We start from the raw sequence: 24,076 nt of genomic DNA, 5'->3' as shown, positions 1-24,076 counted from the left end.
ATTATCTTATAGTATAGCCAAGTGTAACCTTTTACTACAGTCTTGCTAAAACTTAGTACGATAAGAGGTTAATTTAGACTACTTCAAATTTTATAATTGCTTTAATTCTATTAAGTAACTATTCCCTAAACATTCTGAGTAATTAAGTGATAAATAGTATAAAAGATAAATATGATTCATTTAATAATTTACTAAACTTATTTTTTTCTAGTATTGTCAAAGAACGAAGTAGAATTCTATGACAGCAAAATTAACGATCCAGAGAATAACATTTTTTCAAAAGGGAAATATATTCCACTTTTTTCCATTTTTTTCCAAAAAAGACCACTTTTTTCTCTTTTAAAAAGCACAATACATTGATTATAAAATATTTAACATGTTTAATAAGAGCATTTCTTCGGAAGGTCTTCGGAAGAATTCAGTATTTGTTCGGAAGGAGGGGCTGTTTTCCGAAGAACTTCCGAAGCCTTTCTAAACTGCTTCCGAACAACGTATATATAAAGTACTGTAATACAGGTGTTTGCTTTAATTTAGTTTAAAAGCGATTAACAAGTGATTTTAATTAGTTTCGAAAGAAAGCTTAATCAGTATCATAACAATATTTATCCCCATTTTTGTTGATATATTTTACTGCAATACGTCTTATAGCGCAATGTAACTGCCAATTTAAGATTCTAATGATTACTAAAAAAAGACCACTTTAATAGTGCATATTTGTAATTGATACTTTTTCAACAATTTAATGTGTTTAAAAAATTAGCGACTCTATAGAAAAAAAAATTAAATATTAATATTAATATAGACATGCCCCAAAACGTGTCTAACTTTTTGGGGCATGTCTATTAGGAGCTTTTAGTAAACTATAGTATATAACTAAAGTGAATTTAAAAAGGCTAGTAAGTCCTCTCTATCTTTCTTATTTAGCTGTTTAAATTTCTCTTTAGAGGATTGTGCTTCACCACCATGCCAAAGTATTGCTTCTGTCAGGTTTTGAGCTCTGCCATCGTGTAGAAATTGGGTGTGACCATTTACTAAATACTGAAAACCAATTCCCCATAAAGGTCTTGTTTTCCATTCTTGACCATTAGCTAAGAAATCTGGACGCCCATCTGCTAGACCTTCTCCCATATCGTGTAAAAGCATATCTGTGTAGGGATAAAAAGTTTGATTAGCTAATGCTTTAATAGGACTATAACCAGTTTTTTGTTTTGGTTTATGGCATTTAGCACAGTCAATTTTTTCAAAAATTTGAGCTCCTTTTCTAACCTCTGTATTATCGTGAAAGCGAGAAGCAGGAACGGCTAAAGTTTGAGTATAAAAAGTAACTGCATCAGCGACATCATTAGATATCTCTAGACCACTATTTTGTCCATCATTACCATTGCTTTGCCCAAAGCCTGTTTCTTGTGGAAATATATAATTAGTTATTCCCATATCATTATTAAAAGCGGCTGTACATTGTTCTAGCAATGAAGCTGTATTCGCTTTCCATCCAAAACGACCAAGTTTTCGTTGTTTAGTTACTACATCGAATACATAATTAGCTTTTCCAAATATCCCATCTTTATTACTATCATTGGCATCTACATCCGCTAAAATATCTTGCTCAGGTATCGCTTCTAATAATCCTAATCCAAAAACAGGAGAACCAATACGAGGTGAGATCAATATATTACTAGGTACGGGGATGTAGGAATCTTTTAAGCTATAATGTGGTTTGCGTAGTATCACTTTGGTTCCATCAGCTAATACTTCAGTAATATCTGAATAAGTAACATTAAACTTAGCTTCTGATTTTACGCCAAAGACTGCTTGATTTTGCACTTGCAAACCAAAACCTGGAACAGGAACAGGGCCACCATTCTCTGCTATACCAGGCAAACTTACACGAAAAAAGAAACCACTTCGCTCATTTAAATCAGATGGAAAGGGAGCTCTTCCATCCTTAGGATGACAAGAGATACACGATGAGTTATTAAATATAGGACCTAATCCTCCATTAATAGGATTAGGAGGAGTGACATATACAAATTCGAAAATCTGATCTCCTGTAAGATGTAGTACTAGGTCTGGAGCAGATAAGTTAGGAGCAGGAGTACCGTACGCATTACTTGTATTTATAAAAACGGTAGTTTCTCCACCTGCTAATCTTCGCTCATTTAATAGAGGAAGTTCTTCATAGCTCGAGGAATCATTACTAGAACAGGAGGTGAATAGTATTATGAGCAAAAGTGGGAGAGAAGAATATTTCATAACTAGATATTTTAATGAGATAAGAGCCTGTTTATATATAAAACAGACTCTTACTTTACGTTTTTTTGATGTAATCTATAATGAATTTATAAAGGGTTTAAGTTTAGACTTTAATAACTTAGTAAGTTCATTAACACTGTTCTGAGCTTTGATTACCTGAGGCCTATTTTTATAAATAGCTTGTGTGAAGGTACCTGGTATAGCTTCTATATCTTTAATAGCTGTTGTAATTGCAGCTTTTACTTCATTATCTAAAGCTTTGTTCTTTTCTGCTACTAGAGTTGATAATCCTTTTACTTGTTTATTATACTTTCCTAAATAAACATTTTCAATTCCTTTAATATTATCAATAAAATCTTGTTTAGAATTATTACTGAAGCGAGATTCTTCTTTTTCAGGGAAAGGAGAACTTCCTTCAGGGTTTAAGGGGTCTTCTATTTTACCAGTTGCTACTTCATCTGATATAGTGATTAGTCCTTCTACTATTTCTTCTAATGCTGCTATTCTCGATGGGTATTTTTTAGACCCCATTCCTGCAGTATTAAGGACAGCAGCATAGTTTCCACCATCTGATTTCCATTCATTATATAGAAACTTAGTATTGTTTTGTAAATCTTCTGAGGCAGCTTTAAGATATTCTTTTTGTCTAGCTGTAATCTGTTCCGCTTTTTTAGAACCATCTTCTCCCCATAATAAAAACTCTATTAGGTGAAAACCTCTTGCTTCATTATTAGAACTAATCAAAGCTGGAGTTATTTTTTGATTACTTTTTAGAATATTATTCATCGCTTCTACATCTACAGGCCAAGTATCCATAGCAGGATCAATACCATTAGTTTCAACAGGACCATAAAGAAAACCTTCAGATAATTCCCATGGTATACGAGTGTCTACCCATGCTTTTTTAGCAAGTTCTAAGTTTTGTTGAGTTGATGTTGTATTAAAGGTACTAATTGCTTTGTCTAATGCTATAGCTTTATCATTTAATTCTTTATAAGTCTCGATAATTATACTACCAGTAAGGTCTGTAATGACAGCTGTATGTAGTTTGTCTTTACTATCATCTATAGTGGGACTATCATCATTGTTACTACAGTTAGTCATCATAAAAGATATCGTGATAAGTCCTAATGTTAAAATTTTGTTTTTCATTTTTATTGTATTATTTGGGTTAATTAAAAAGTAAATCCTATTCCAGCAGTAAAGGTATTTTCTCGCTGTTTTTTACCTGTGTTTAATGAAGTAATAGGGTCAAAGTGATCAGAGCCTAATCTTCTAGAAGAGTAATGCGCTTTTAGAACTACCTGAGGATGTAAAAACCAGTTGATACCACCGGTTATAACACTTCTTTCCCATCTAGGTTTACGTATTACTGCACCTTCTGTTTTATACATTGTATCATAGTATTCATATCGCATAAAAGGATATAATTGTTGCTTTGTTTTGAAGTTTAGGAAGTGTAAAACTTCATATCCAATATCACCAGAGAAACCGATCATTGATTTCCCGACAGGGGTTCTTTTAACACCTAGATTATTAGATAGATTAGCATTTTTTCTACTTACAATATTTGAGTTTTCAATATTACCATATAAGAGTACAGAACTAAACTTTAGGTTATTTTCATCATAACTCACATGTCCTTCAAAGATGGTTACATAAGCAGAAATATCCATATCTTTTTTAGGTCTATTGGCCGCGGCATCATTGATATAAGCAGCAATTCCAGCAAAGGTATTTTTGTTTTTTCCAAATTTATAGTCTAGACGAGCTGTATAAGCTAAACTATTACCCACAGCCATTTCAAAACGAGTTTGATGTCCTCTTTTTACCCAGTTACGCGAACTAAATCCAGTAGCGTCTAGTCCATTTGTAACAGATACTTCATAACGAAGACGATCCTTGAGAAAAGTACCATAGAACTGAATACCATTCTCATACCAACCTAATGGCAGTATTTCGTTTTCCATTTCTTGGCGATGTGCTGTAAAGTAATTAGTAGGTCTGTCTAGATTCTGAGCTAAGTTGAAGTGAAGTTTCATTCGACCTACACGAACATTAAAATAGGGACGAACTTTAAAGTCTATAAATATTTGTTCTAACTTAACTTCTCCACCTGATTCAATTTCTTTTTCATACTCTCCAAATTCTTCTTGAGTATCTAATTCAATAGTAGAACCAGTACCACCATGTTCAAATTCAATCTCTGTCTTTAAGCTAATCCAATCATTAAAATGATAACCTAAATATAGATTTAATCTTTCAGCATCAAATTTGTTTTTAATTTGAGGATCTGTATCATATTTACCGTAATTATAATAGTTAATAGCACCATAACCACTAAGTGTAAAGTTGTCCCAACTTAACAGTCTTTTTTTATCTTCTTTTAATTCTTTAATAATCTCTTTTTTTAATTCATCCTTTAAGATTTGTCTCTGGATAGAATCATTTTCTTGAGCGTAGGTAAGGAAGCTACTAAATAGTAGACAAGCAAGTAGTTTTGTCTTCATTTTAGATCTTATAAAGTGAATATTCGTATTTATTTTTCCTCAAATATATACTTATTTAGATTTATTAAATATTATATTTTAATATTTGTTAACTTAATTTTAAAAGTTTTTAGTGATAATTATCTATTTTATCCTATTAATGGTATTAATCAATTATTAAAGTAATATTGTGTTAAGATAATTAACTGTACTATTTGGAATTATTCTTGTTACTTCTAAAAAAGAAAGCTACTTATAGAAGATTATTGAATAAAAAAGCCTCATAGTGAATAAACACTATGAGGCTTTTTTCCTAATTAAGGTATTTAAGAAGAATTACTTTATCTTCTCTATAAATTGATTAACCATATTCTCATCTGTAGCCCATGACGTAATCAGTCTAATAGCAGCATAATCCTGATTTATTGCTTTCCATATATAGAAATCATAGTCTTTACTCAGTTCTTCTATCAACGCTAAAGGAAGAATAGGGAATAGCTGATTCGTAGTAGAATCTCCTAAGAAATGATATCCCTTTGCTTTAAATGCTTCTGTTAATTTGGTAGCCATTCTATTTGCGTGATGGGCTAAGTCAAAATAGAGATTATCCGTAAATAAAGTTTCAAATTGTAATCCTAATAATCTTCCCTTGGCTAGTAAGGCACCTTTCTGCTTTAAGTTATAATCAAAATAAGTGGCTAATTCAGTATTGCTAAACACAATAGCCTCACCTAATAATCCTCCATTTTTAGTCGCTCCTATATAGAATACATCTGTTAAATCAGCGATATCTCTTAAGGTAAGGTCATTATTATTAGCTGTCAATGCGTGTCCTAATCTAGCTCCATCTATAAAAAGGTATAACCCTAATTGCTTACAAATAGAAGAGATAGCTGTTAATTCTTCTTTAGTATAGATAGTCCCTAGCTCTGTAGAGTTAGAAATATACACCATCTTAGGCTCTACTACATGGGGTCTTAATCCGTATTCACCTGCCGTACGTTCTATATCTTGAGCAGTTAGCTTACCATTAGTAGTCACTACAGGGATTACTTTATGCCCTGTCGCTTCTATAGCTCCTGTCTCATTCGCAAAGATATGCCCTGTCTGAGGCGCAATGACTGCCTGATGTGTACGTAGGATAGAAGAAATAACTAATAAGTTAGCTTGAGTTCCTCCAGACACGAAGTAGATCTGTGCTTTAGGATTCTCTATTTTGGCTTGGATTAGTTCTTTTGCTCTTAGTGTATATTCGTCTTCACCATATCCAGCTTGTTGGATTAGATTCGTCTCTATTATTCTATTTAGTATATTAGGATGCATGCCTTCAGCATAATCATTTTTAAAACTGTACATAGTCACTTAGTATTAATTGATACACAAAAATACAGTAGAAATAAATAAAAAAATAGAATGCTCTAAACCTAATAGAATATACTTAACCTTTGTGTTGATTTTTAAACACAGCAGGAGTCACACCATATTTTAATTTAAAGATGCGTATAAAATGGCTCTCATCAGAGAAGCCACATTGATAAGCTACTTCAGCTTGACTAATAGGGCTGTATAATAATAAATCGACTGCCTTTTTTAGTTTTTGTTCTCTTAAGTATTCCCCAAAACTCATTTTAAAATAGACAGGAAACTTCCTAGATAAATAAACAGGGTGTAATTCTAATTCAGTAGCGAGGTAATTTAAACTTAATACTTCCCATCGCTCTTCATTAATTAGTTCTATCAATTTATTTACCCATAGCGGTTTATGAGTATTTTGATCTTGAGCTTGAAGACGTGTAATCTGACCAAAAGTCTGTAGTAATAAGCCATCTATAGCAAGATTAGTAGCCTGATCTGCTAATTGAGATTCTATATGTATTTTATGAAATAGCGTTTGTAAACTAGGGTCTTTTAAGAGTAAGTTTCCTTCTATAAGACTAGGAGACAAATCATATTTTAAAAACCAAGCAGAAGGCAATTCTACATGTAAGAAATCAAAATCTTTCTGTATATCTTTATTGTAATGTGGTTCTTGACTATGATGGTATAAGAGTGTATTAGGTTGTAATTGTAAAGTTCCTTTTTTAGTTACCTCATTTAAGTAGCCATTTATGTTGTATAAAAAATAAGCATGCTTGTGATAATGCCATGGAATATGATCAGTAGGAGAGGCATTTGCCTTGCTTAGAATAACATCTTTCACAACGAGTTGTTGTTTCTTTTCTCCGAAGTGTTCTCCCTCTTTTAAATAGTCCATATATCTTTGCTTAAGACCTTAAGCAAAGATAATAATACTTCTTAAACTAATCATGACATTCCATCATCAATAGATTCCCTTTTAGATAATCTATTGTCACTAGTCCATCTTCAGCTACAGTATTACTACTTCCTGTGCGCTCTCCTAGTATAAGGGATTCATTATGAAGAGGGTAGATGAGATTAGTTGTGGTGATATTACTTACCTCACCTACTGGGATAAGTGAGATAATTGTATCTTTCTCATACCACTTTTTGAAGTGATTAGGGAGTGGGTATATACGTGAGTAGTCATCATACATCGTTATCTTCAGTCTATCTTTGTATTTGCTAATATTCGTAATATTCGTGATAGTGTGATCTGCACGTTTACCAGTAGCCCAGATTACATTGGCAGCAGGTATACCACGTTTTATAAGATAGTCAAATGCCTTTTCTAAGTCAGTTGAGTTCTGATCGGCTATATGTACGATCTCTATGGGATACTGCTTTTCTCTATACGCATCTGCATCGAAGTCTCTATCAAAATCACCAAGTAACACATCCACTTTCACACCTAAATCTATTACTCTCTCGATAGCCGAATCTAGTACAACGACTAGGGGAGACCATTCAAGTAATTGGCCCATAAGTTCTTGGCTGCAGGCAGCACCATTAGCAATGATTAAAGCAGGCTCTTGGTCATCTCTGACGATATGATGTGAAGACATATTAGTGAGTTTTAATAAGGCAAATTAAGGTATAATGTAGGATATAGACTCAATTTATTTTAAAAAAATTTCATTTGAAATAGAATAACTTTATATTTGACCCAATTACTAAAAGAACAAACAATGACAAATTTATCACAAGAACAATGGTGGGAAAAAGCGCAAGCTGATTCTAATGCTATTATACTAGACGTACGTACAGAAGAAGAAGTAGAAGAGAAGGCTATTCCAGGTTCTATCAATATAGATATCTATAAAGGACAAGGTTTTTTAGATGAAATAGCTAATCTAGACAAAACTAAAGCTTACTATATCTATTGTAAATCAGGTGGAAGAAGTAGCCAAGCATGTCATGTAATGGAGTCTTTAGGTTTCGAAGAGACACATAACCTTTTAGGAGGGATTACAGAATGGGAAGGTCCTATTAAATAAAGTATATTAAAGCCAATTCTTTAGAGTTGGCTTTTTTGTATTTATAAGGCTATCTCATTTTATGACTATTCCATTTATAGGCGAATATACTTGCACTTTGCTAGAAGTATTCTTGCCCATTTCTTCGAGAAAGAGATGCTCTGGGGAAGGAAACTGCAAGAAAACCGCAAGCAATCCCCTAGAATCAGCAAGCGAGACACAATATCGATTATATATAATATAGCATAAAAAAATATTCAAAATCTAAACTTTAAGGATATCATAAGCATTCTGTAATATTATTATTAGAATAGCTTTGTATATTTGTATTCTCATAGCGTACATGCTGTATAGTATATGATATATTCAAATCTTATTATGAAAAAAATCTTTTTTATCGTTAATCCAATTTCTGGAAAAGGAAAGCACAATATTACTGTAGATTATATTAAAACATTCTTTGATGAAAAAGCATTTGATATACACGTACTATATTCTACTTATAAAAGACATGCTATCGAATTAACACAGCAGGCGCTATCAGCAGGTGCAGATGTTATCGTAGCCTGTGGAGGGGATGGGACCATTCATGAAGTAGCTACACAAGTAGTGGGTAAGGATGTTGTATTCGGAGTAGTACCTGTAGGGTCAGGTAATGGATTAGCTTCTAATCTATCTATTCCTAAAGATATAGAGCAGGCGATAATACGCGTACGCGATGGAAAAGTAATGAATATGGATGTAGGTAGTATTAATGGAGAATATTTTTTCAGTAATATGGGATTCGGAATAGATGCTACGATTATAGATAACTATGAGAAATCAGGTAAGCGCAAATTAGGTGCTTATATCAAAGCGGCATTAAACTCTGCTCAGCAGTATAAAGCTAAGAGAATGCTCGTTACGTATAATGGACAAACTAAAGAAGTAAATCCACTTCTATTATTTATCTCTAATTCTAATGAGATGGGATATAATATGTCCCTGACTCCAAAAGCAAGTCTGACAGATGGACTATTAGATTATTTAATGGTGCCAAAAATCAATTTATTAAAGCAACTAACTTTTGGTCTTTATGTAATTTTAAAGAAAACAGAGAAGTTTAGAAAGACAGATTATGTTCAGTCAGATCATATTACAGTAGAGATCATAGGACAAGAAATAAATGGTTTTCAGATGGATGGAGAATATTATGAATACGATACTAATCTGTTTGAGATCCGAGTTATTAAAGGAGGACTAAGAGTATTGTGCTAGGAGTGATGATTATTGATAAAATTAAGAAACTTTAAAGTTCTCTTTTTAGACTAAATTATATAAAAAGTGTAACTTTGTAAGATATATAAAAACAACAAATAAGATAATATATTATGAATTCATTTGACGTAGTTGTAATTGGTTCAGGACCTGGAGGATATGTAGCAGCAATTCGTTGTGCTCAATTAGGATTTAAAACTGCTATAGTAGAGAAATACTCTAACTTAGGAGGAACTTGTCTTAATGTAGGATGTATTCCTTCTAAGGCATTGTTAGCATCATCTCATCACATGGAAGAGATTGCTCATTTTGCTGATCACGGAATAGAAATCACTGGAGAAGTAAAGTTCGATTTATCAAAAATGATCGAAAGAAAACAAGCAGTAGTTGATCAAACATCTTCAGGTGTTAAATATCTAATGGACAAGAACAAGATTACTGTTTTTGAAGGAGTTGGATCATTTGAGAACGCAACTACTATCAATGTAACTAAAGCAGACGGAAGTGTAGAAACATTCGAAGCTAAACATAGTATTATTGCTACAGGATCTAAACCATCTACTTTACCATTCATTACTTTAGATAAAGAAAGAGTAATTACTTCAACAGAAGCTTTAAAACTTCCTGAAGTACCTAAACACTTAATCGTAATCGGTGGTGGTGTTATCGGTCTTGAATTAGGTCAAGTATACATGAGATTAGGATCTAAAGTATCTGTAGTAGAGTATGCTGATAGAGTATTACCTACAATGGATAGCGCTGTATCTAAAGAATTAACTAAAGTGCTTAAAAAAGCAGGTATGAAGTTCTATACTTCTCACAAAGTACAAGGAGTAGTGCGTGAAGGAGATGTAGTAACAGTAACTGCAGAAGATAAAAAAGGAGAATTAGTAACTCTAGAAGGAGATTACACTTTAGTAGCTGTAGGTCGTCGTCCATATACTGATGGATTAAACGCTGACAAAGCTGGAGTTAAATTAACAGAAAGAGGACAAGTAGAGGTAAATGATCATTTACAAACTTCTGCTTCTAATATCTACGCTATCGGTGACGTAGTACGTGGTGCTATGCTTGCTCATAAAGCTGAAGAAGAAGGAGTAATGGTAGCTGAGTTCTTAGCAGGACAAAGACCTCATATTGATTATAACTTAATCCCTGGTGTAGTTTACACTTGGCCAGAAGTTGCAGCTGTTGGAAAAACAGAAGAGCAATTAAAAGCTGAAGGAATTGAGTACAAAGCTGGTAGCTTCCCATTCAAAGCTTTAGGACGTGCAAGAGCAAGTGCTGAAACAGATGGATTAGTTAAAATCTTAGCTGATAAAAATACTGATGAAGTATTAGGAATACACATGGTAGGAGCTCGTGCTGCAGACTTAATCGCTGAAGCAGTAGTAGCTATGGAGTACAGAGCATCTGCAGAGGATATCTCTAGAATGTCTCACGCTCACCCTACTTTCGCAGAAGCTATTAAAGAAGCTGCGTTAGCTGCAACTGATAACAGAGCATTACACGTATAATCTAATTATACTGAAATACATAGAAAAGCCTAGATATATTCTAGGCTTTTTTTATTTCCCATTATAAATGAAAAAATTGGATTGTAGTTTATTTACATTTTTTATAGTAAGTGATGGTATATTTGAATTTAAAAAAAGCCTTATTAGCTACTTCTGTTATCTATTGCTGTTCCTCTAATGTTCTATTTTTAGATTTTAAAACATTCTTTTGTGTCTTAAAAGTTTTTGCTAATAACATAAAATCCATATAACACTTCTAGCTTGTACACAAGCATTAACAATTACTACTTTGTCTATTATGTTTAATTGACATAAAAAAATATAACAAAATATTATTTTATTGTACTATGTTTGATTTAACAAAAAATGAAAAAATGAAAAAAAACATTTACCTATTAATTCTAATACTTCTAGGAAGTATACAAGGATTTAGTCAAGATATGACTAAAATGTCTGATGAAGAAATAATTAAAAAAAGTAAAGAAATTGCTTTTAATTATATTAACACAGATTCTTTTTTCAATAATAGTAGAGTTGACAATGATATGACTGTTAAGACTAAAGTTTTTTTAATAAAAAAAGAGGATGAGATTTTAAAGAGTAACTCCAATTATAAGGAGGGAGATAAACTCATTTATATTGCTTACTATAGAATAGATATTACGCAGATTCCTCAAGCAGTTATATATATTAGATTAAAAGATTCAAAAATAGTCAGTAAAATGAGAGGAACTGATGGTATGGGATTAGATTTATAAAGAAAAAAACTATATAATTATTATAAAACCTGTGAGAATTTCATAGCTCATAGGTTTTATTCTGAACGTATCTTGACTTTTTAGTATTCTAAAATTTCTTTAATTCTATGACAATAAAAGCAATGAAGTTCTACGATATCTAACTAGAAAATGTGGTATCAAATTTAGTGATTAAAGAACTAACGCTATCTAACCAAACATTCGTTCTTTCAATAGCATAACTTTCTTTCTATAGTTGTTCATCCAAGTAGCTTTCTTCATTACCTTGGCCATTTCGTTTATTAGGACAGATGTTAGCTATTATTTCTTTATCACTCAATATTTTTCTAAGTTTTTGTAAATCAAATCCTGCATCAACATTAATAAATAATCCAACAGTTGGGATTTTGTTTGTTTAGCGTTACAAAATTTTATACTCTTTTTTATTCTACAAAAGTCAAGACGACCTCATAATACTAACATTATATTGGCTTTTAGATTTATTTTTTATTAGTAGATTTGTTACTATAAATACTTGAAATAAATGATCAAATTCAATAAAGAAACTAAAAAGCTTGAAATAACAGATAATCAAAAAGGACGATTAACATCTTCTAGGATTATGTCTTCTGCTATCCTAATCTTAGGAGCGGCTAGGCTATATACTGCTAACTGGCAACAGCCTAAAGAGATGGATTATGTATTCTGTATTATTGTAGCTACCTTTTTATATATTACAGTAAAGAACTTCTTAATGCAGACTGCTGTTGACTCTATCGACAAATATGATATTAAGTATGTGAAGATGCCAAAAGCATTAGGTACTAAAGCTGTGATAAAACTGAATAATAGAAAGACTAGAGACGTGTTTGGACTTAAAACTCCTGATACTAAGAATGCGTTCAGAAAGGTCTTAAACGATGCTAAAATAAAAGTGATTAATTAATGGCTGTTGTTAAAAAACATTACTGTGATTTCTGTAATGAGCTACCTTTAGATTCAGACAATCCGAATAAGTATTATCACGATTATGAATATGGCTTTGAAGTAACAGAAGACAATGCTTTATTTGAAAGGCTAGTTTTAGAGATAAATCAAGCAGGGCTGAGTTGGAATACTATTCTTCAAAAAAGAAAAAACTTCCAAAAAGCTTATGTAGGGTTTGATATAGATAAAGTGGCTAATTTTACGCAGGCTGATATTGATCGATTATTACAAGACAGCGGGATTATTCGCAATAAACTAAAGGTTAATGCTGCGATCTATAACGCTAATCAAATCATCGTGTTACAAAAGGAATTCGGCAGCTTTAAGAACTGGTTAGACTTGCATAAAGAGCACACACTAGAAGAATGGGTAAAGTTATTTAAAAAGCACTTTAAGTTCGTAGGAGGAGAGATTGTAAATGAGTTTTTAATGAGTACAGCTTATTTACCTGGTTCACATCGAGTAGACTGTCCTATCCATAAAAATACAAGATTTTATTTAAACAAGTAAAATAGATATACAATCACTGGAATGCAGTAGTTTAAAATTTAACTCTCAAAGTAAGTTACTTTGGGGGTTTTTTGGTTAATATTGCATGATCATTTCATTATAAAATAGCCAAATGGAGAATCAATTGGGGTTAAGAACAGTTACTGTTACTAGGTATATTATGCCACTGAGAGAAGGAGGTTCACTTCCTGCGCTTGCGGATGCTGATGACGACTTTAAATATGTATTAAAATTTAGAGGAGCGGGGCATGGTATCAAAGCATTGATTGCTGAGTTATTAGGTGGTTTAATTGCTAAGAGATTAGGGTTAAATGTACCTGAGCTAGTCTTTGCTGAATTAGATGAGGCTTTTGGTAGAACGGAAGCAGATGAAGAAATACAAGACCTGTTACAGTTTAGTAAAGGTTTAAATCTAGGTCTTCACTTCTTATCTGGAGCTTTGACTTATGACCCTTCTGCTTTAGAAATAGAAAGTAAATTAGCTTCTCAAATTGTATGGCTAGATGCTTTCATTACCAATGTAGATCGTACATTTAGAAATACGAATATGCTAATCTGGCATAAGGAATTGTGGCTAATAGATCATGGAGCTTCTTTTTATTTCCATCATTCTTTTACAAATTGGGAAAAAAGTGCGTTGACTCCTTTTCCATTTATTAAGGACCACGTATTATTACCTGTAGCAAAAGAGTTAGACTTAGTAGACAAAGAATTTAAAGCATTACTTCAAGAGGAAGATCTTAAATACATTACAGATCAAATACCTACAGATTGGTTAGAATGGGAAGAGAGTGATTTAACTCCTGAAGAGATAAGAACAATTTATTTCTCTTTCTTAAAGAACAGATTAGCTAATTCTAATCTATTTGTTAACGAAGCAAAAAAACATCAGAATGCAGGTATATGAGTATGCAGTAATAAGATATACGCCTAAAGTAGAACGAGAGGAGTTTATCAATATTGGAGTATTAGTATTTTGTAAAGCTAAGCGACTGTTAGTATCTTCATTTCATTTAGATAAGAAGAAGATTGAATGTTTTGAAAGCGAGTTGGACTTTGATACGCTAAAAGAGCATGTTGATGCTTTTGAACGCATTGCTAAAGGGCAATGTAAGATTTCTCCTATAGGAACTTTGGATGCAGCAGAACGCTTTAGATGGTTAACTGCAGTGAAGAGTTCTTGTATACAATCTTCGCGTCCACATCCGGGAATGTCTGAAGATATAGAAAAAGTATTAACTAGACTTTTTAAAGAATTAGTATTATAAGATGCCACTGTACTACCTTAAAGATAAAATAATAAAACAGATTACCTTCGTTCTTAAAAGGTTGCCTTTTTGGATCAGCTTTATTGCTCTGTTTTTACTGATATACGATTTAGGTTTTAATACACTTAATGACTATCATTATCATCTAAATATATTTTACAATATCTGCTTGAGTGTTGGGATGCTTGCTATCGTTAGACGTTATTTTAACAAAGATAACCACGAGACTTTAGGAGTGAAGATATTTGACTGTTTTAGTATTTTATTATTTCTAATTTTAATTATAGCGAGATGGCAGCCTGAGCATACTATAAGATTCTTTGATAGTAATGCTGTTATTTCTTTTGGGTTATTCTTAATGTTAGTTAGAGAGTTTTCTGTCTTACAGTTAAACTTAAAACAGACTAGAATGAACCCTGCACAGCTATTTGTTGTCAGCTTTCTATTAATTATTTTCATAGGAGCATTTATGCTTTCTTTCCCCAAAGCTACCAATACACCAGGTAGTATGCGTTATATAGATGCATTATTTACAGCTACTAGTGCAGTATGTGTAACGGGGTTGTCTACTGTAGATATCGGAGCGCAGTTTACTATATTTGGAAAGACTGTTATGATCTTTTTAATGGAATGTGGAGGACTTGGAATCATGACCTTAGCGAGTTACTTTAGTTTTTTCTTTAGAGGGAAAGCCTCTTATGGAAATCAGTTAGTACTTAAGGATATGTCTTATATTGATAAACTAGGAGATGTATTTGCTACTCTGAAACGAATTATTATTATATCTGGTATTATACAGTTTATAGGTATGATCGCTATATTTATCAGTATACGCCATCAGCATTTTGAATCTTTATTTGACAGAGTATTTTTCTCTATTTTTCATGCTGTATCTGCATTCTGTAATGCCGGTTTCTCTACTTTGCCAGAGAACTTGTACACTTTTGAATACCGCTTTAATTATCCATTGCATTTAATTATAGCAGGGTTGTTCATTATGGGAGGGTTGGGCTTTCCGATTGTATTTAATGTATATAAGTATGTTAAACACCTAATTATAAACAAGCTTCTTCCTTTTAGTATGAAGGAGGCTAAGATTCACATTCCTCGTGTTATTAATCTAAGTACTCGAATTATCTTAATCACCACAGCAGTATTAATAGTAGGAGGTACCGCAGTAGTCTATATTTCAGAATATAATAATACACTAGCAGAGCACAGTGGCTTCGGGAAGTTAGTCACAGCATTCTTTACCGCTACTTCACCTCGTACTGCTGGTTTTGCGACAGTAGATAATAATCTATTTACTACTTCTACGTTCTTAGTTGTGATTCTATTAATGTGGATCGGGGCATCACCAGTATCAACAGGAGGGGGGATTAAAACAAGTACTTTTGCTATCGCTGTCTTAAATATATGGGCCTTAATGAAAGGTAGGTCTAGAATAGAAGTATACAGAAGAGAGGTAGATCAACTGTCTGTACAACGTGCTTTTGCGATTATCTTCTTATCTTTATTTGTGATAGGAATAGCTATTTTTGCACTTTCCTTTTTTGAGCCTAAGACAGATTTACTAAGATTAGCTTATGAGGCATTCTCTGCTTATAGTACATCAGGATTAAGTACAGGGATTACAGCTCAGCTGACAGATCCAAGTAAAGTAACTTTGATTTTACTTATGTTTATTGGACGAGTGAGTATGCTTACCATTTTAATAGCGATAAGTAAAAAAGAAAAATTAACGAATTATAGATATCCAACAGAAGAGATTCTGATTAACTAATATATAAGGCATGAAATATATTATTATTGGTTTAGGAAATTTTGGTGCATCACTAGCACAAAAACTTACTGAACAAGGAAATGAGGTAATAGGTGTAGATAAAAGTATGGCTAGAGTAGATGCTTATAAGGATATAATATCCCATACAATCTGTCTAGACGCTACAGATCAATACATGATGTCTGGATTACCTCTAGCGAATACAGATATCGTGATAGTAGCAATAGGTGAAGACCAAGGAGCTAATATTATGACTACTGCTGTTCTGAAAAATTTAAATGTAAAAAGACTTATTAGTAGAGCTATAAGCCCTGTACATGAAAACGTATTACAAGCCATAGGGGTAGACGAAATCGTACACCCTGAAGAAGAGACAGCAGAGAGATGGGCTAAGAAATTATGTATAAAAGGGGTAGTGGACTCTTATGAAATTAATGGACGATACAGTATTGTAGAGATAACTGTTTCTGATCGTTTTGCAGGAAGAACATTAGGAGAGATCGGTTTTAGAACTAATTATAACTTAGTGGTACTTACAACACTTAAAATAAAAGAAGAAAAGAGCTTTATAGGTATGCATAAGAAGATACATGAAGTACAAGGTATTGCCTCTTATGAAACAGTATTAAATAAAGGAGATATCATGGTTATCTATGGTGATAACAGAGATATTAAAAAAATATTAGCAGAATAATCTAAAATCATAAAGAAATGGGAGAGCAAGTTTTAAATGATCTGTTTTGGTTAAAAGATAGAGCAGAGGAGATACCTGTACTATTTGTGGGGCATGGCTCTCCTATGAACGCTGTAGAAGACAATGAGTTCTCTCAATATTGGAAAAAACTAGGAAAGCAATTACCTAAACCAGAAGCGATCTTAGTGGTCTCTGCCCATTGGCTAACAAAAGGAACTTTAGTTACTGCTAATTCTACGTTAGAAACAATTCACGATTTTAGAGGTTTTCCAAAAGCGTTATTTGATGTTGAATACAATGTAAAAGGAAATCCTATTTTAGCAAATGAGATCACTCTTCTAAGCGAACATCAAGATATACACGAAGATTTAACTTGGGGATTAGATCACGGGGCATGGTCTATACTGTGTCATTTATTTCCTGAAGCGAATATTCCTGTGCTGCAACTAAGTGTTGATTATTACAAAGGCCCCAATTATCACTTAGAAATAGGAAAACAATTAAAAGCACTGAGAAAAAAGGGGGTGCTAATTATCGGTAGTGGGAATATTGTACATAATCTATCTGCATTAGATTGGCATCATATCAATGAAGATAATTATGCATTTGATTGGGCAAAAGAGAGTAATGAACTAGTTAAAGCTGCCATATTGAATAGAAACTTTACGGATCTATTAGATTATAAAAATAAAGGTGTAAGTATGCAATACGCTGTACCTACACCTGATCATTATTATCCTTTATTATATATTCTTGGTCTAACGAGTAGTAGAGATAACATCCATATATTCAATGATAAATATGTAGGAGGGTCATTAAGTATGACTTCTTATCTGTTTGGATAGTATTAGTATAAATACATTTCCATTTCTATTTGCTCTAAGTATGGTTCTCCACCAATAGATTTAAAGAAAGAGTGAATACCGAAGTTTTGACCATCGATATTGGTGATTGTGAAATTTCTCTCGTTGCCGATTAGTTCTTTTATAAGATATGATGCTATTCCTTTACGTCTATAGCCCTCTTTTACCCATACTTGAAGGATCTTATTAGTGCGCTGATCATATATTAGATATCCTACTGTAGTACCATTAATAGAAGCTTTGCGCATAGTCAAACTCGTCTCAAAGTTATGTACACAGAACTCGTTATTCTCCCATGTAGGAATAATATCTTTCTCTGCAAAATAAATAAGGTACTCATAATAGGGTAAATTATTTATTTGCAAACCTTCTATTTCTTCAAACTTAGAACTTTTTACATTAGTAACTCCTTTAATAGAATTAATCACTCTCCATTTCTTAAAACCTATTTTGCGATATGACTTACAAGCAGTTTCGTTAGAACTAATTACTTCTAAGTTAATCTTACGCATATTAAAGCTCTTAAACAATGGTATCGCATAATCATACATCTTAGTAGTCAGGTTATTACCTCTAAAAGAAGGTAATACTCCAGTACCAGCATTGTACAAATAATCATTGTTTTTTGCATGAAGGATAAATCCTACTAATTCTTTATTACAAAAAGCCCCTACAGAAATTGTTAAATCAATGCCCTCTGCTTTAATTTTGTCTTTTAATTGCTCCAATGTTAATCTCATTGGGACAGTATAATCAGAAAAAGACTTGTTAAAAACCAATAAAAGTTCCTCTAAGTTAATGTTCTTTAAAAAACGATATTGAAAACTATAAGTCATACACTTCCTTAATCAATTTATTTATAATTTTTGATGTTGAATCTCTTCTGGCATAATGAGCATTAGTTCCACACCAAAGAGAATTAAAATTATGAAATTTTTTTTGTTTAGCAAAACTTCTTAATTTTTGTGTTAAAATATTTTGAATAGGATACAAAGGTATGTTTTTATTATCATAATCTATCATTTTCACAAATTTATTAAGAATACCTCTAGCAAATTTACCAGAAAAAGATTTAGTCAAGACAGTTTCTATAGTATCTCCTTTGTGTAAAAGATCTTTTTGATAGTCCATAGCTGTGCTTTCATCAGCTGTAATAAATAAGGAACCATAGCATATCATAGCTGCTCCCTTGCTTAAATAATCTCGCCCAATGAAACCATCGTATAAACCTCCTGCTACAAATAAGGGTTTATCTACCAGGGGTAATACTTTGTTAAATAATTCTTCTAAAGGGAGATTGTCTTCTAAAGAATCTTTCAGAAAGGTTCCTCTATGTCCTCCTGCTTCTATCCCTTGGAGAATAATAGCGTCAATTCCTTTACGATCTAAATAAACAGCTTCTTCAACGGTAGTAGCTGTACCTATCAAATAAATATCGAGGTCGTGTAGTTCTTTTATCTCTTGATCTGTAAAACAGCCAAAAGTAAAAGCAAGATAGGAAAGGCCTAGTTCCTTTACTACTTCAAGATTACCACGATATGTTTCTTGTTCAAAATGGGTAATAGTAGTATGAGAATATCCTATTTCCTTGCCTATCTCACTTAATGTATGTTGCATATCATCAATATCTCTTTGATTGATATCAACTATAGGATTAAGGAACATATTAACGATAAAGGGCTTGTCTGTTAAAGACTGCGTCTTTCTGATTAACTCTCTGCTTAAGCCAGGAGGGAAGCCACCTAATGGAAGTGTGCCTATACAACCTGAGTTACTTACTGCTGCTACCATCTCTGGTGTAGCTACTCCTAACATAGGAGCTTGGCAAATAGCATAATCTATACCGAAAATGATGTCCGCTTTTTTCATAATCTATATTTTTAGAGTTCCATATCTCCTACGGGGTAATCTCCAAAGTGATGAGATAAGTGAATAGTCTTATAGGTCAATGTAGAATATTTATTAGAAAATAAGATGATACATACATTATCCTTAGCAAGTCTGATATAAGAAGAAGTATTACCTCTCCACCAACCGTTGTGATACGTATACATATCGCCATTGTCCATCTCTAATAATCTTATTCCTAAACCATAATTTCTATTTCCTTTTTTCTCAAAACTATACCCTTTAAACATTTCTTGTTTAAGATCTGCACTTAAGAAATTATCTGAATATAAAGCAGTATCAAACTTTAGAAAATCTCTAGGAGTCGTATAGATATTTTTATCGCCATAAGTTCCATCCATATAGTCCCATCTCATCAACTTCTTACTTCCAGAAAAAGATTGTGTTACCTCATTCTTTTTCGTTAGATCATCAAATACAAAACTGTGACTCATCTCTAATGGATCAAAAATTAACTCTCTAACAGCTTCTCTAAAGCTTTTCTGAGTAACTCTTTCTACAATAGAAGCTAATAATACATAATTCGTATTACTATACGTAAACTTAGTATTAGGAGTAAAGTCTAGTGATACTCTTTTTTTATTAATTACTTTGATAACATCCTCATTAGTTACGGTAGTCTTATTATCCCAGATGTTTTTATAATATCCATAATATCCTAAACCACTTCTATGGCTTAGTAGGGTTCTTACTGTTATTTCAGGATAAGGGAAGCCATCTATTATCTCTGATACACTCTGATTTAGGTCTAATCTACCACTATCTACTAATCTTAAGATAGTTACAGCAGTGATAACTTTTCCAACAGAAGCGACATGCATGGATGTCTCACTTCCGATAGAATCATTTCCACTTCTATCTGATACTCCAGAATAGTTCTCATAGATGATCTGGCCATTTTTGGCAACTAAGAAACTACCTGTATACCCGTTTTTATTAATATTATCGTTATAAAAATTTTCTATAATATGTGCCTTCTCTAAAATATAATCTGTAGTAACTTCTGGAAAGTCCACTTTATAAGGATTATCCACGCGTACATTATGTTCTTTTATGATAGGAATATTTGTAGCTAATTCTTTATTTTCTTGGCAAGCATATAATGACAATGCTGCTAGTAATGTTACTGCAAAATATCTTTTATTAATCATTCGTTCTTCTAAGTAAAAGACCAGTTAGAGTGATTTTATAACTGGTCTTATTTTAATATCTTATAACTACTTAATTCTTAGTTCTTCTTTGGTCTTTTTAAGTAAGCCATCTTTGTGTAAAAGCACTGAAATAGACTTTAACTTCATGTATGGAATACTCATGTAAATATAACCATCATTTCCTACACGATCACTATTTGCTCCCCATGAATTTTTAACTTTGTAATAAATATTACCTTTCTGATCTTTTACCTTTCCGACGATGTGCATGAGGTGATCATCTTGCGTATTAAAGCTATAGAACTCTTGTAGTCTATATGCCGGTGTGATCTCTTTTTCTGTGATAATTTCAGTTAATCCTTTCTCTATGTCAGCATCGTCATCTGGAATAAAAGCGATTCCATATTTGCCTGAGAAAGTCTTTTCTGATACATCACAATCTAAAGAGAGTGTATAGCCATTATCTAAAGCGTGATCTATATTAGCAATATACTCATCTAGTGGAAGATTATACATACTACCGTTAGAGAAATTATCTGGAATATTAAGAATAAACGAAGAATAATTCTTTTTATTTTGGAAAGAAGAAATTGTTATATAATCATCAGGATTTAGGGTAGTCATTTTCAAGAAACTCTCAGGAGTATACTTCTTGCCTTGATAAGTAAACTCTTTAATGTTAGCCCCCATATACATATCTAATACGTGCTCTGTTAGTTCTTTCCAATTGCTAGAAATAGGAGAGTCACTCTTAGCATAAGCATCTATCATACTTTTTAATACTTTAAACAACTCTTTATGATCATAAGTTTCTTGTCCTACTAAACCAGAATAAGCTTCTACAGGGACTAAACCATACTCTCTCATACTGTTAATCACATCGTGAGCTAGACCACCTTCCCCGAACTGAGTTTTACCCTGTCTTAGAATATAGTTTTCTATCTTTTTGGGATATGTATTTCTAACATTATACATCTCAGAAAGATCAATATGCTTATTGGTTTTTCTAATTATTTCAGACTCTAAGAAAGAAGAAGTGCTAAAGCTCCAACAAGTTCCCGTCTTTCCTTGACTAATAACAGGTGTACCTTGAATATCTACAATGTTTTGAAAATCATACTTTTGAGCATGTGCTGCTAATCCTAAAAATAGGATGGATAAGGATAATAGTGTTTTTTTCATGGATTATAATGTTTTGGAATGGCAATATAATGCAAAAAATAGGTTATTTTTACCCTAAATTAAAAAACATTATGAGTAAGATTCAATGGGAAACAGCTATCGAGTTTGAGGATATTACATACAAAAAGTGTAATGGAGTAGCTCGTATTGCTTTTAATAGACCAGAGGTTCGCAATGCTTTTAGACCAAAAACAACAAGTGAACTATATCGTGCTTTTTATGACGCACAAGAAGATACCTCTATCGGAGTAGTTTTATTATCAGCAGAAGGACCATCTCCTAAAGATGGAGTTTATTCATTCTGTAGTGGAGGAGATCAAAAGGCTAGGGGGCATCAAGGCTATGTAGGAGATGATGGTATGCATCGTCTAAATATCTTAGAAGTACAACGCCTTATTAGATTTATGCCTAAGGTAGTAATCGCGGTAGTTCCTGGATGGGCTGTAGGAGGAGGACATAGCTTACATGTGGTATGTGATATGACACTCGCAAGTAAAGAACACGCTATCTTTAAACAGACAGATGCGGATGTAACTAGCTTTGATGGTGGATATGGTTCTGCTTATTTGGCTAAAATGGTTGGTCAGAAGAAAGCAAGAGAGATATTCTTCTTAGGAAGAAACTATTCTGCTCAAGAAGCTTTCGAAATGGGAATGGTAAATGCTGTTATTCCTCATGCAGAATTAGAAGATACAGCTTATGAGTGGGCACAAGAAGTATTGGCTAAATCACCTACTTCTATTAAAATGCTTAAGTTTGCGATGAACTTAACTGATGATGGAATGGTAGGTCAACAGGTATTCGCAGGTGAGGCTACTCGTCTAGCTTATATGACTGATGAAGCAATAGAAGGAAGAAATGCATTCTTAGAAAAGAGAAAACCAAACTTCCCTAAAAAGTGGATTCCATAATAGTTTATATCTAATAAACTCTCGAGATATAGAAGCCATCCAACATTTGGATGGCTTTTTTATACAATATGGTTAAAGATCTAGATTATACTGAAATTTAAATAAACATGAAGTGTAAGAGGGAATTTTTTGGCATTTTTTTCCAAAAAAGTCCAAAAACTTCCACTTTTTTCCAAAAAAGGACTATTTTAAAAACATAACTAATTGATTTTAAATTACCTAGTGTGTTATGATATTCACTTTGTTCGGAAGGTCTTCGGTAAACTTCAGTGTTTCTTCGGAACAGAGGCCCTTTTTCCGAAGAACATCCGAAGACTGCCCAATGACTTCCCGAAGAAACTTTTTTAAACATAGTCATTAGGACTGTCTTTCTACGAAGAGAATCTAAATTATAAAAAACTTATTTATTTTCTTTAATGAACCTCATTTTATATAAAAAAAGAAGTATTTATAAGCTAATATTATTCCCTTAGCCCATCTTAATTCACTGTATTTTACATTTTACAAATTAGGTTTAAAGCCTCTGATTTACTTAAATTATTACTTTACATAATATGTAATATGTATTGATATATAGATAGTTGTGTTTTTAATTTGCACTTTATAACTTTTTGTTATAAAGTGTAATATACGTTTTTTTGAGAAAAAACAAACAAAGCTAAACATCACTCTTAAAAGTTTTTAAATAACTTCTGTTTTATGACCTTAATTCTTGAATAACTTTTTAACTTTACTACAAACCAGGAGACAATAGAAAATGGCAAAATTAATATTAAGAAGAAAAAAGGCATTTGTTGAACGATTTAGAAATTATACTATTTTTCTCGATGGGGAGAAAATAGGATCTATTGCTAATGGTACAGAGATGACTTTTGATATTTCGGAAGGGAAGCACATTCTTAGTACAAAAATAGATTGGAATACATCTAACGCTATTATCTTTGAGATAGCAGAAGACCAAACATTGACTTTCTCAGTAAAAGGGGCTAATCCTCTTTATGCATTGTACTATACCTTTGTCAAACCACATAAGTATTTAAAACTTAAACTAATTGGATAAATAATATTTTATATGTATACAAGTATTGTAATTAGACTTAAGCAATAGTTATCGTATCTCATAAATTCTATTTAATTTTGGCTTTTTAATACCTTACTAGAAGTAATGACTTTTAGTATTACCTAAATATAT

At 32.4% G+C, this 24,076-nt stretch carries 23 protein-coding genes; 13 read left to right on the top strand and 10 right to left on the bottom strand.

From position 1 onward, the window contains the following. Positions 1 to 873 precede the first annotated feature (873 nt). The 6 genes from AABL85_RS15490 to AABL85_RS15465 form a co-directional block, all read right to left on the bottom strand. Positions 874 to 2,253, bottom strand: a complete 1,380-nt coding sequence (locus AABL85_RS15490) for a di-heme oxidoredictase family protein (protein ID WP_341310736.1) — start codon at positions 2,251 to 2,253, stop codon at positions 874 to 876. Between the two features lie 75 nt (positions 2,254 to 2,328). Beyond that, on the bottom strand, positions 2,329 to 3,405 hold the full coding sequence (locus AABL85_RS15485) for an imelysin family protein (protein ID WP_341310735.1): 1,077 nt from the start codon (positions 3,403 to 3,405) through the stop codon (positions 2,329 to 2,331). Between the two features lie 23 nt (positions 3,406 to 3,428). Beyond that, entirely contained in the window at positions 3,429 to 4,763 is a 1,335-nt protein-coding gene (locus AABL85_RS15480; RefSeq protein WP_341310734.1) for an autotransporter outer membrane beta-barrel domain-containing protein, read from the bottom strand. A gap of 315 nt (positions 4,764 to 5,078) precedes the next feature. Beyond that, on the bottom strand, positions 5,079 to 6,098 hold the full coding sequence (locus tag AABL85_RS15475) for a threonine aldolase family protein (RefSeq protein WP_341310733.1): 1,020 nt from the start codon (positions 6,096 to 6,098) through the stop codon (positions 5,079 to 5,081). An 82-nt stretch (positions 6,099 to 6,180) separates the two neighbouring features. Beyond that, on the bottom strand, positions 6,181 to 6,996 hold the full coding sequence (locus AABL85_RS15470) for a helix-turn-helix transcriptional regulator (protein ID WP_341310732.1): 816 nt from the start codon (positions 6,994 to 6,996) through the stop codon (positions 6,181 to 6,183). 46 nt (positions 6,997 to 7,042) lie between these two features. Further along, positions 7,043 to 7,705 (bottom strand): thiamine diphosphokinase, encoded by a 663-nt coding sequence (locus tag AABL85_RS15465; RefSeq protein ID WP_341310731.1) that lies wholly within the window; start codon positions 7,703 to 7,705, stop codon positions 7,043 to 7,045. A 123-nt stretch (positions 7,706 to 7,828) separates the two neighbouring features. Between AABL85_RS15465 and AABL85_RS15460 the strand changes: the two genes are divergently transcribed. From AABL85_RS15460 to ygiD, 11 genes are all read left to right on the top strand, one after another. Further along, entirely contained in the window at positions 7,829 to 8,137 is a 309-nt protein-coding gene (locus tag AABL85_RS15460) for a rhodanese-like domain-containing protein (RefSeq protein WP_006261228.1), read from the top strand. Positions 8,138 to 8,494: 357 nt separating this feature from the next. Further along, a complete protein-coding gene (locus tag AABL85_RS15455) occupies positions 8,495 to 9,373 on the top strand; it encodes a diacylglycerol kinase family protein (RefSeq protein ID WP_341310730.1) in 879 nt (292 codons plus the stop codon). 113 nt (positions 9,374 to 9,486) lie between these two features. Beyond that, the gene (gene lpdA, locus AABL85_RS15450) at positions 9,487 to 10,890 is read left to right on the top strand and encodes a dihydrolipoyl dehydrogenase (RefSeq protein ID WP_006258839.1); all 1,404 of its coding nucleotides are present in this window, start codon (positions 9,487 to 9,489) and stop codon (positions 10,888 to 10,890) included. A 374-nt stretch (positions 10,891 to 11,264) separates the two neighbouring features. Beyond that, positions 11,265 to 11,648 (top strand): hypothetical protein, encoded by a 384-nt coding sequence (locus tag AABL85_RS15445; RefSeq protein WP_341310729.1) that lies wholly within the window; start codon positions 11,265 to 11,267, stop codon positions 11,646 to 11,648. 523 nt (positions 11,649 to 12,171) lie between these two features. Further along, positions 12,172 to 12,573, top strand: coding sequence for a hypothetical protein (locus tag AABL85_RS15440; RefSeq protein WP_341310728.1), 402 nt, complete (start codon positions 12,172 to 12,174; stop codon positions 12,571 to 12,573). Continuing rightward, positions 12,573 to 13,124, top strand: coding sequence for a DNA-3-methyladenine glycosylase I (locus tag AABL85_RS15435; RefSeq protein WP_341310727.1), 552 nt, complete (start codon positions 12,573 to 12,575; stop codon positions 13,122 to 13,124). Before AABL85_RS15440 ends, AABL85_RS15435 begins: the two co-directional genes overlap by 1 nt. A 112-nt stretch (positions 13,125 to 13,236) precedes the next feature. Then, positions 13,237 to 14,031, top strand: coding sequence for a HipA family kinase (locus AABL85_RS15430; RefSeq protein WP_286386161.1), 795 nt, complete (start codon positions 13,237 to 13,239; stop codon positions 14,029 to 14,031). Next, the gene (locus AABL85_RS15425; protein ID WP_286386160.1) at positions 14,018 to 14,392 is read left to right on the top strand and encodes a DUF3037 domain-containing protein; all 375 of its coding nucleotides are present in this window, start codon (positions 14,018 to 14,020) and stop codon (positions 14,390 to 14,392) included. Before AABL85_RS15430 ends, AABL85_RS15425 begins: the two co-directional genes overlap by 14 nt. A 1-nt stretch (position 14,393) precedes the next feature. Further along, positions 14,394 to 16,175, top strand: coding sequence for a TrkH family potassium uptake protein (locus AABL85_RS15420; RefSeq protein WP_286386159.1), 1,782 nt, complete (start codon positions 14,394 to 14,396; stop codon positions 16,173 to 16,175). Between the two features lie 10 nt (positions 16,176 to 16,185). Continuing rightward, positions 16,186 to 16,869, top strand: coding sequence for a potassium channel family protein (locus AABL85_RS15415; RefSeq protein WP_286386158.1), 684 nt, complete (start codon positions 16,186 to 16,188; stop codon positions 16,867 to 16,869). 17 nt (positions 16,870 to 16,886) lie between these two features. Then, positions 16,887 to 17,714, top strand: coding sequence for a 4,5-DOPA dioxygenase extradiol (gene ygiD, locus AABL85_RS15410; protein WP_341310726.1), 828 nt, complete (start codon positions 16,887 to 16,889; stop codon positions 17,712 to 17,714). Positions 17,715 to 17,716: 2 nt separating this feature from the next. On the opposite strand, the gene AABL85_RS15405 is transcribed toward ygiD, so the two are convergent. From AABL85_RS15405 to AABL85_RS15390, 4 genes are all read right to left on the bottom strand, one after another. Then, positions 17,717 to 18,472, bottom strand: coding sequence for a GNAT family N-acetyltransferase (locus AABL85_RS15405; protein ID WP_286386156.1), 756 nt, complete (start codon positions 18,470 to 18,472; stop codon positions 17,717 to 17,719). Positions 18,473 to 18,557: 85 nt separating this feature from the next. Beyond that, positions 18,558 to 19,601: a nitronate monooxygenase gene (locus tag AABL85_RS15400; protein WP_341310725.1), complete on the bottom strand. Its 1,044-nt coding sequence runs from the start codon at positions 19,599 to 19,601 to the stop codon at positions 18,558 to 18,560. 11 nt (positions 19,602 to 19,612) lie between these two features. After that, positions 19,613 to 20,791, bottom strand: a complete 1,179-nt coding sequence (locus AABL85_RS15395) for a serine hydrolase domain-containing protein (RefSeq protein ID WP_341310724.1) — start codon at positions 20,789 to 20,791, stop codon at positions 19,613 to 19,615. Between the two features lie 66 nt (positions 20,792 to 20,857). Then, positions 20,858 to 21,973, bottom strand: a complete 1,116-nt coding sequence (locus AABL85_RS15390; protein ID WP_341310723.1) for a C1 family peptidase — start codon at positions 21,971 to 21,973, stop codon at positions 20,858 to 20,860. A 71-nt stretch (positions 21,974 to 22,044) separates the two neighbouring features. Here AABL85_RS15390 and AABL85_RS15385 point away from each other — a divergent pair, with 71 nt between their 5' ends. Both AABL85_RS15385 and AABL85_RS15380 read left to right on the top strand, forming a co-directional pair. Further along, entirely contained in the window at positions 22,045 to 22,884 is an 840-nt protein-coding gene (locus tag AABL85_RS15385) for a 1,4-dihydroxy-2-naphthoyl-CoA synthase (protein WP_286386150.1), read from the top strand. A gap of 757 nt (positions 22,885 to 23,641) precedes the next feature. Further along, entirely contained in the window at positions 23,642 to 23,944 is a 303-nt protein-coding gene (locus AABL85_RS15380) for a hypothetical protein (protein ID WP_341277510.1), read from the top strand. Positions 23,945 to 24,076: the final 132 nt, after the last annotated feature.

The organism is Myroides odoratimimus (genome assembly GCF_038039805.1).
GTDB classification, from domain to species: Bacteria; Bacteroidota; Bacteroidia; order Flavobacteriales; family Flavobacteriaceae; genus Flavobacterium; species Flavobacterium odoratimimum_B.
The sequence above is the reverse complement of the archived record's forward strand: the minus strand, read 5'-3'. Positions and strand labels throughout refer to the sequence as shown.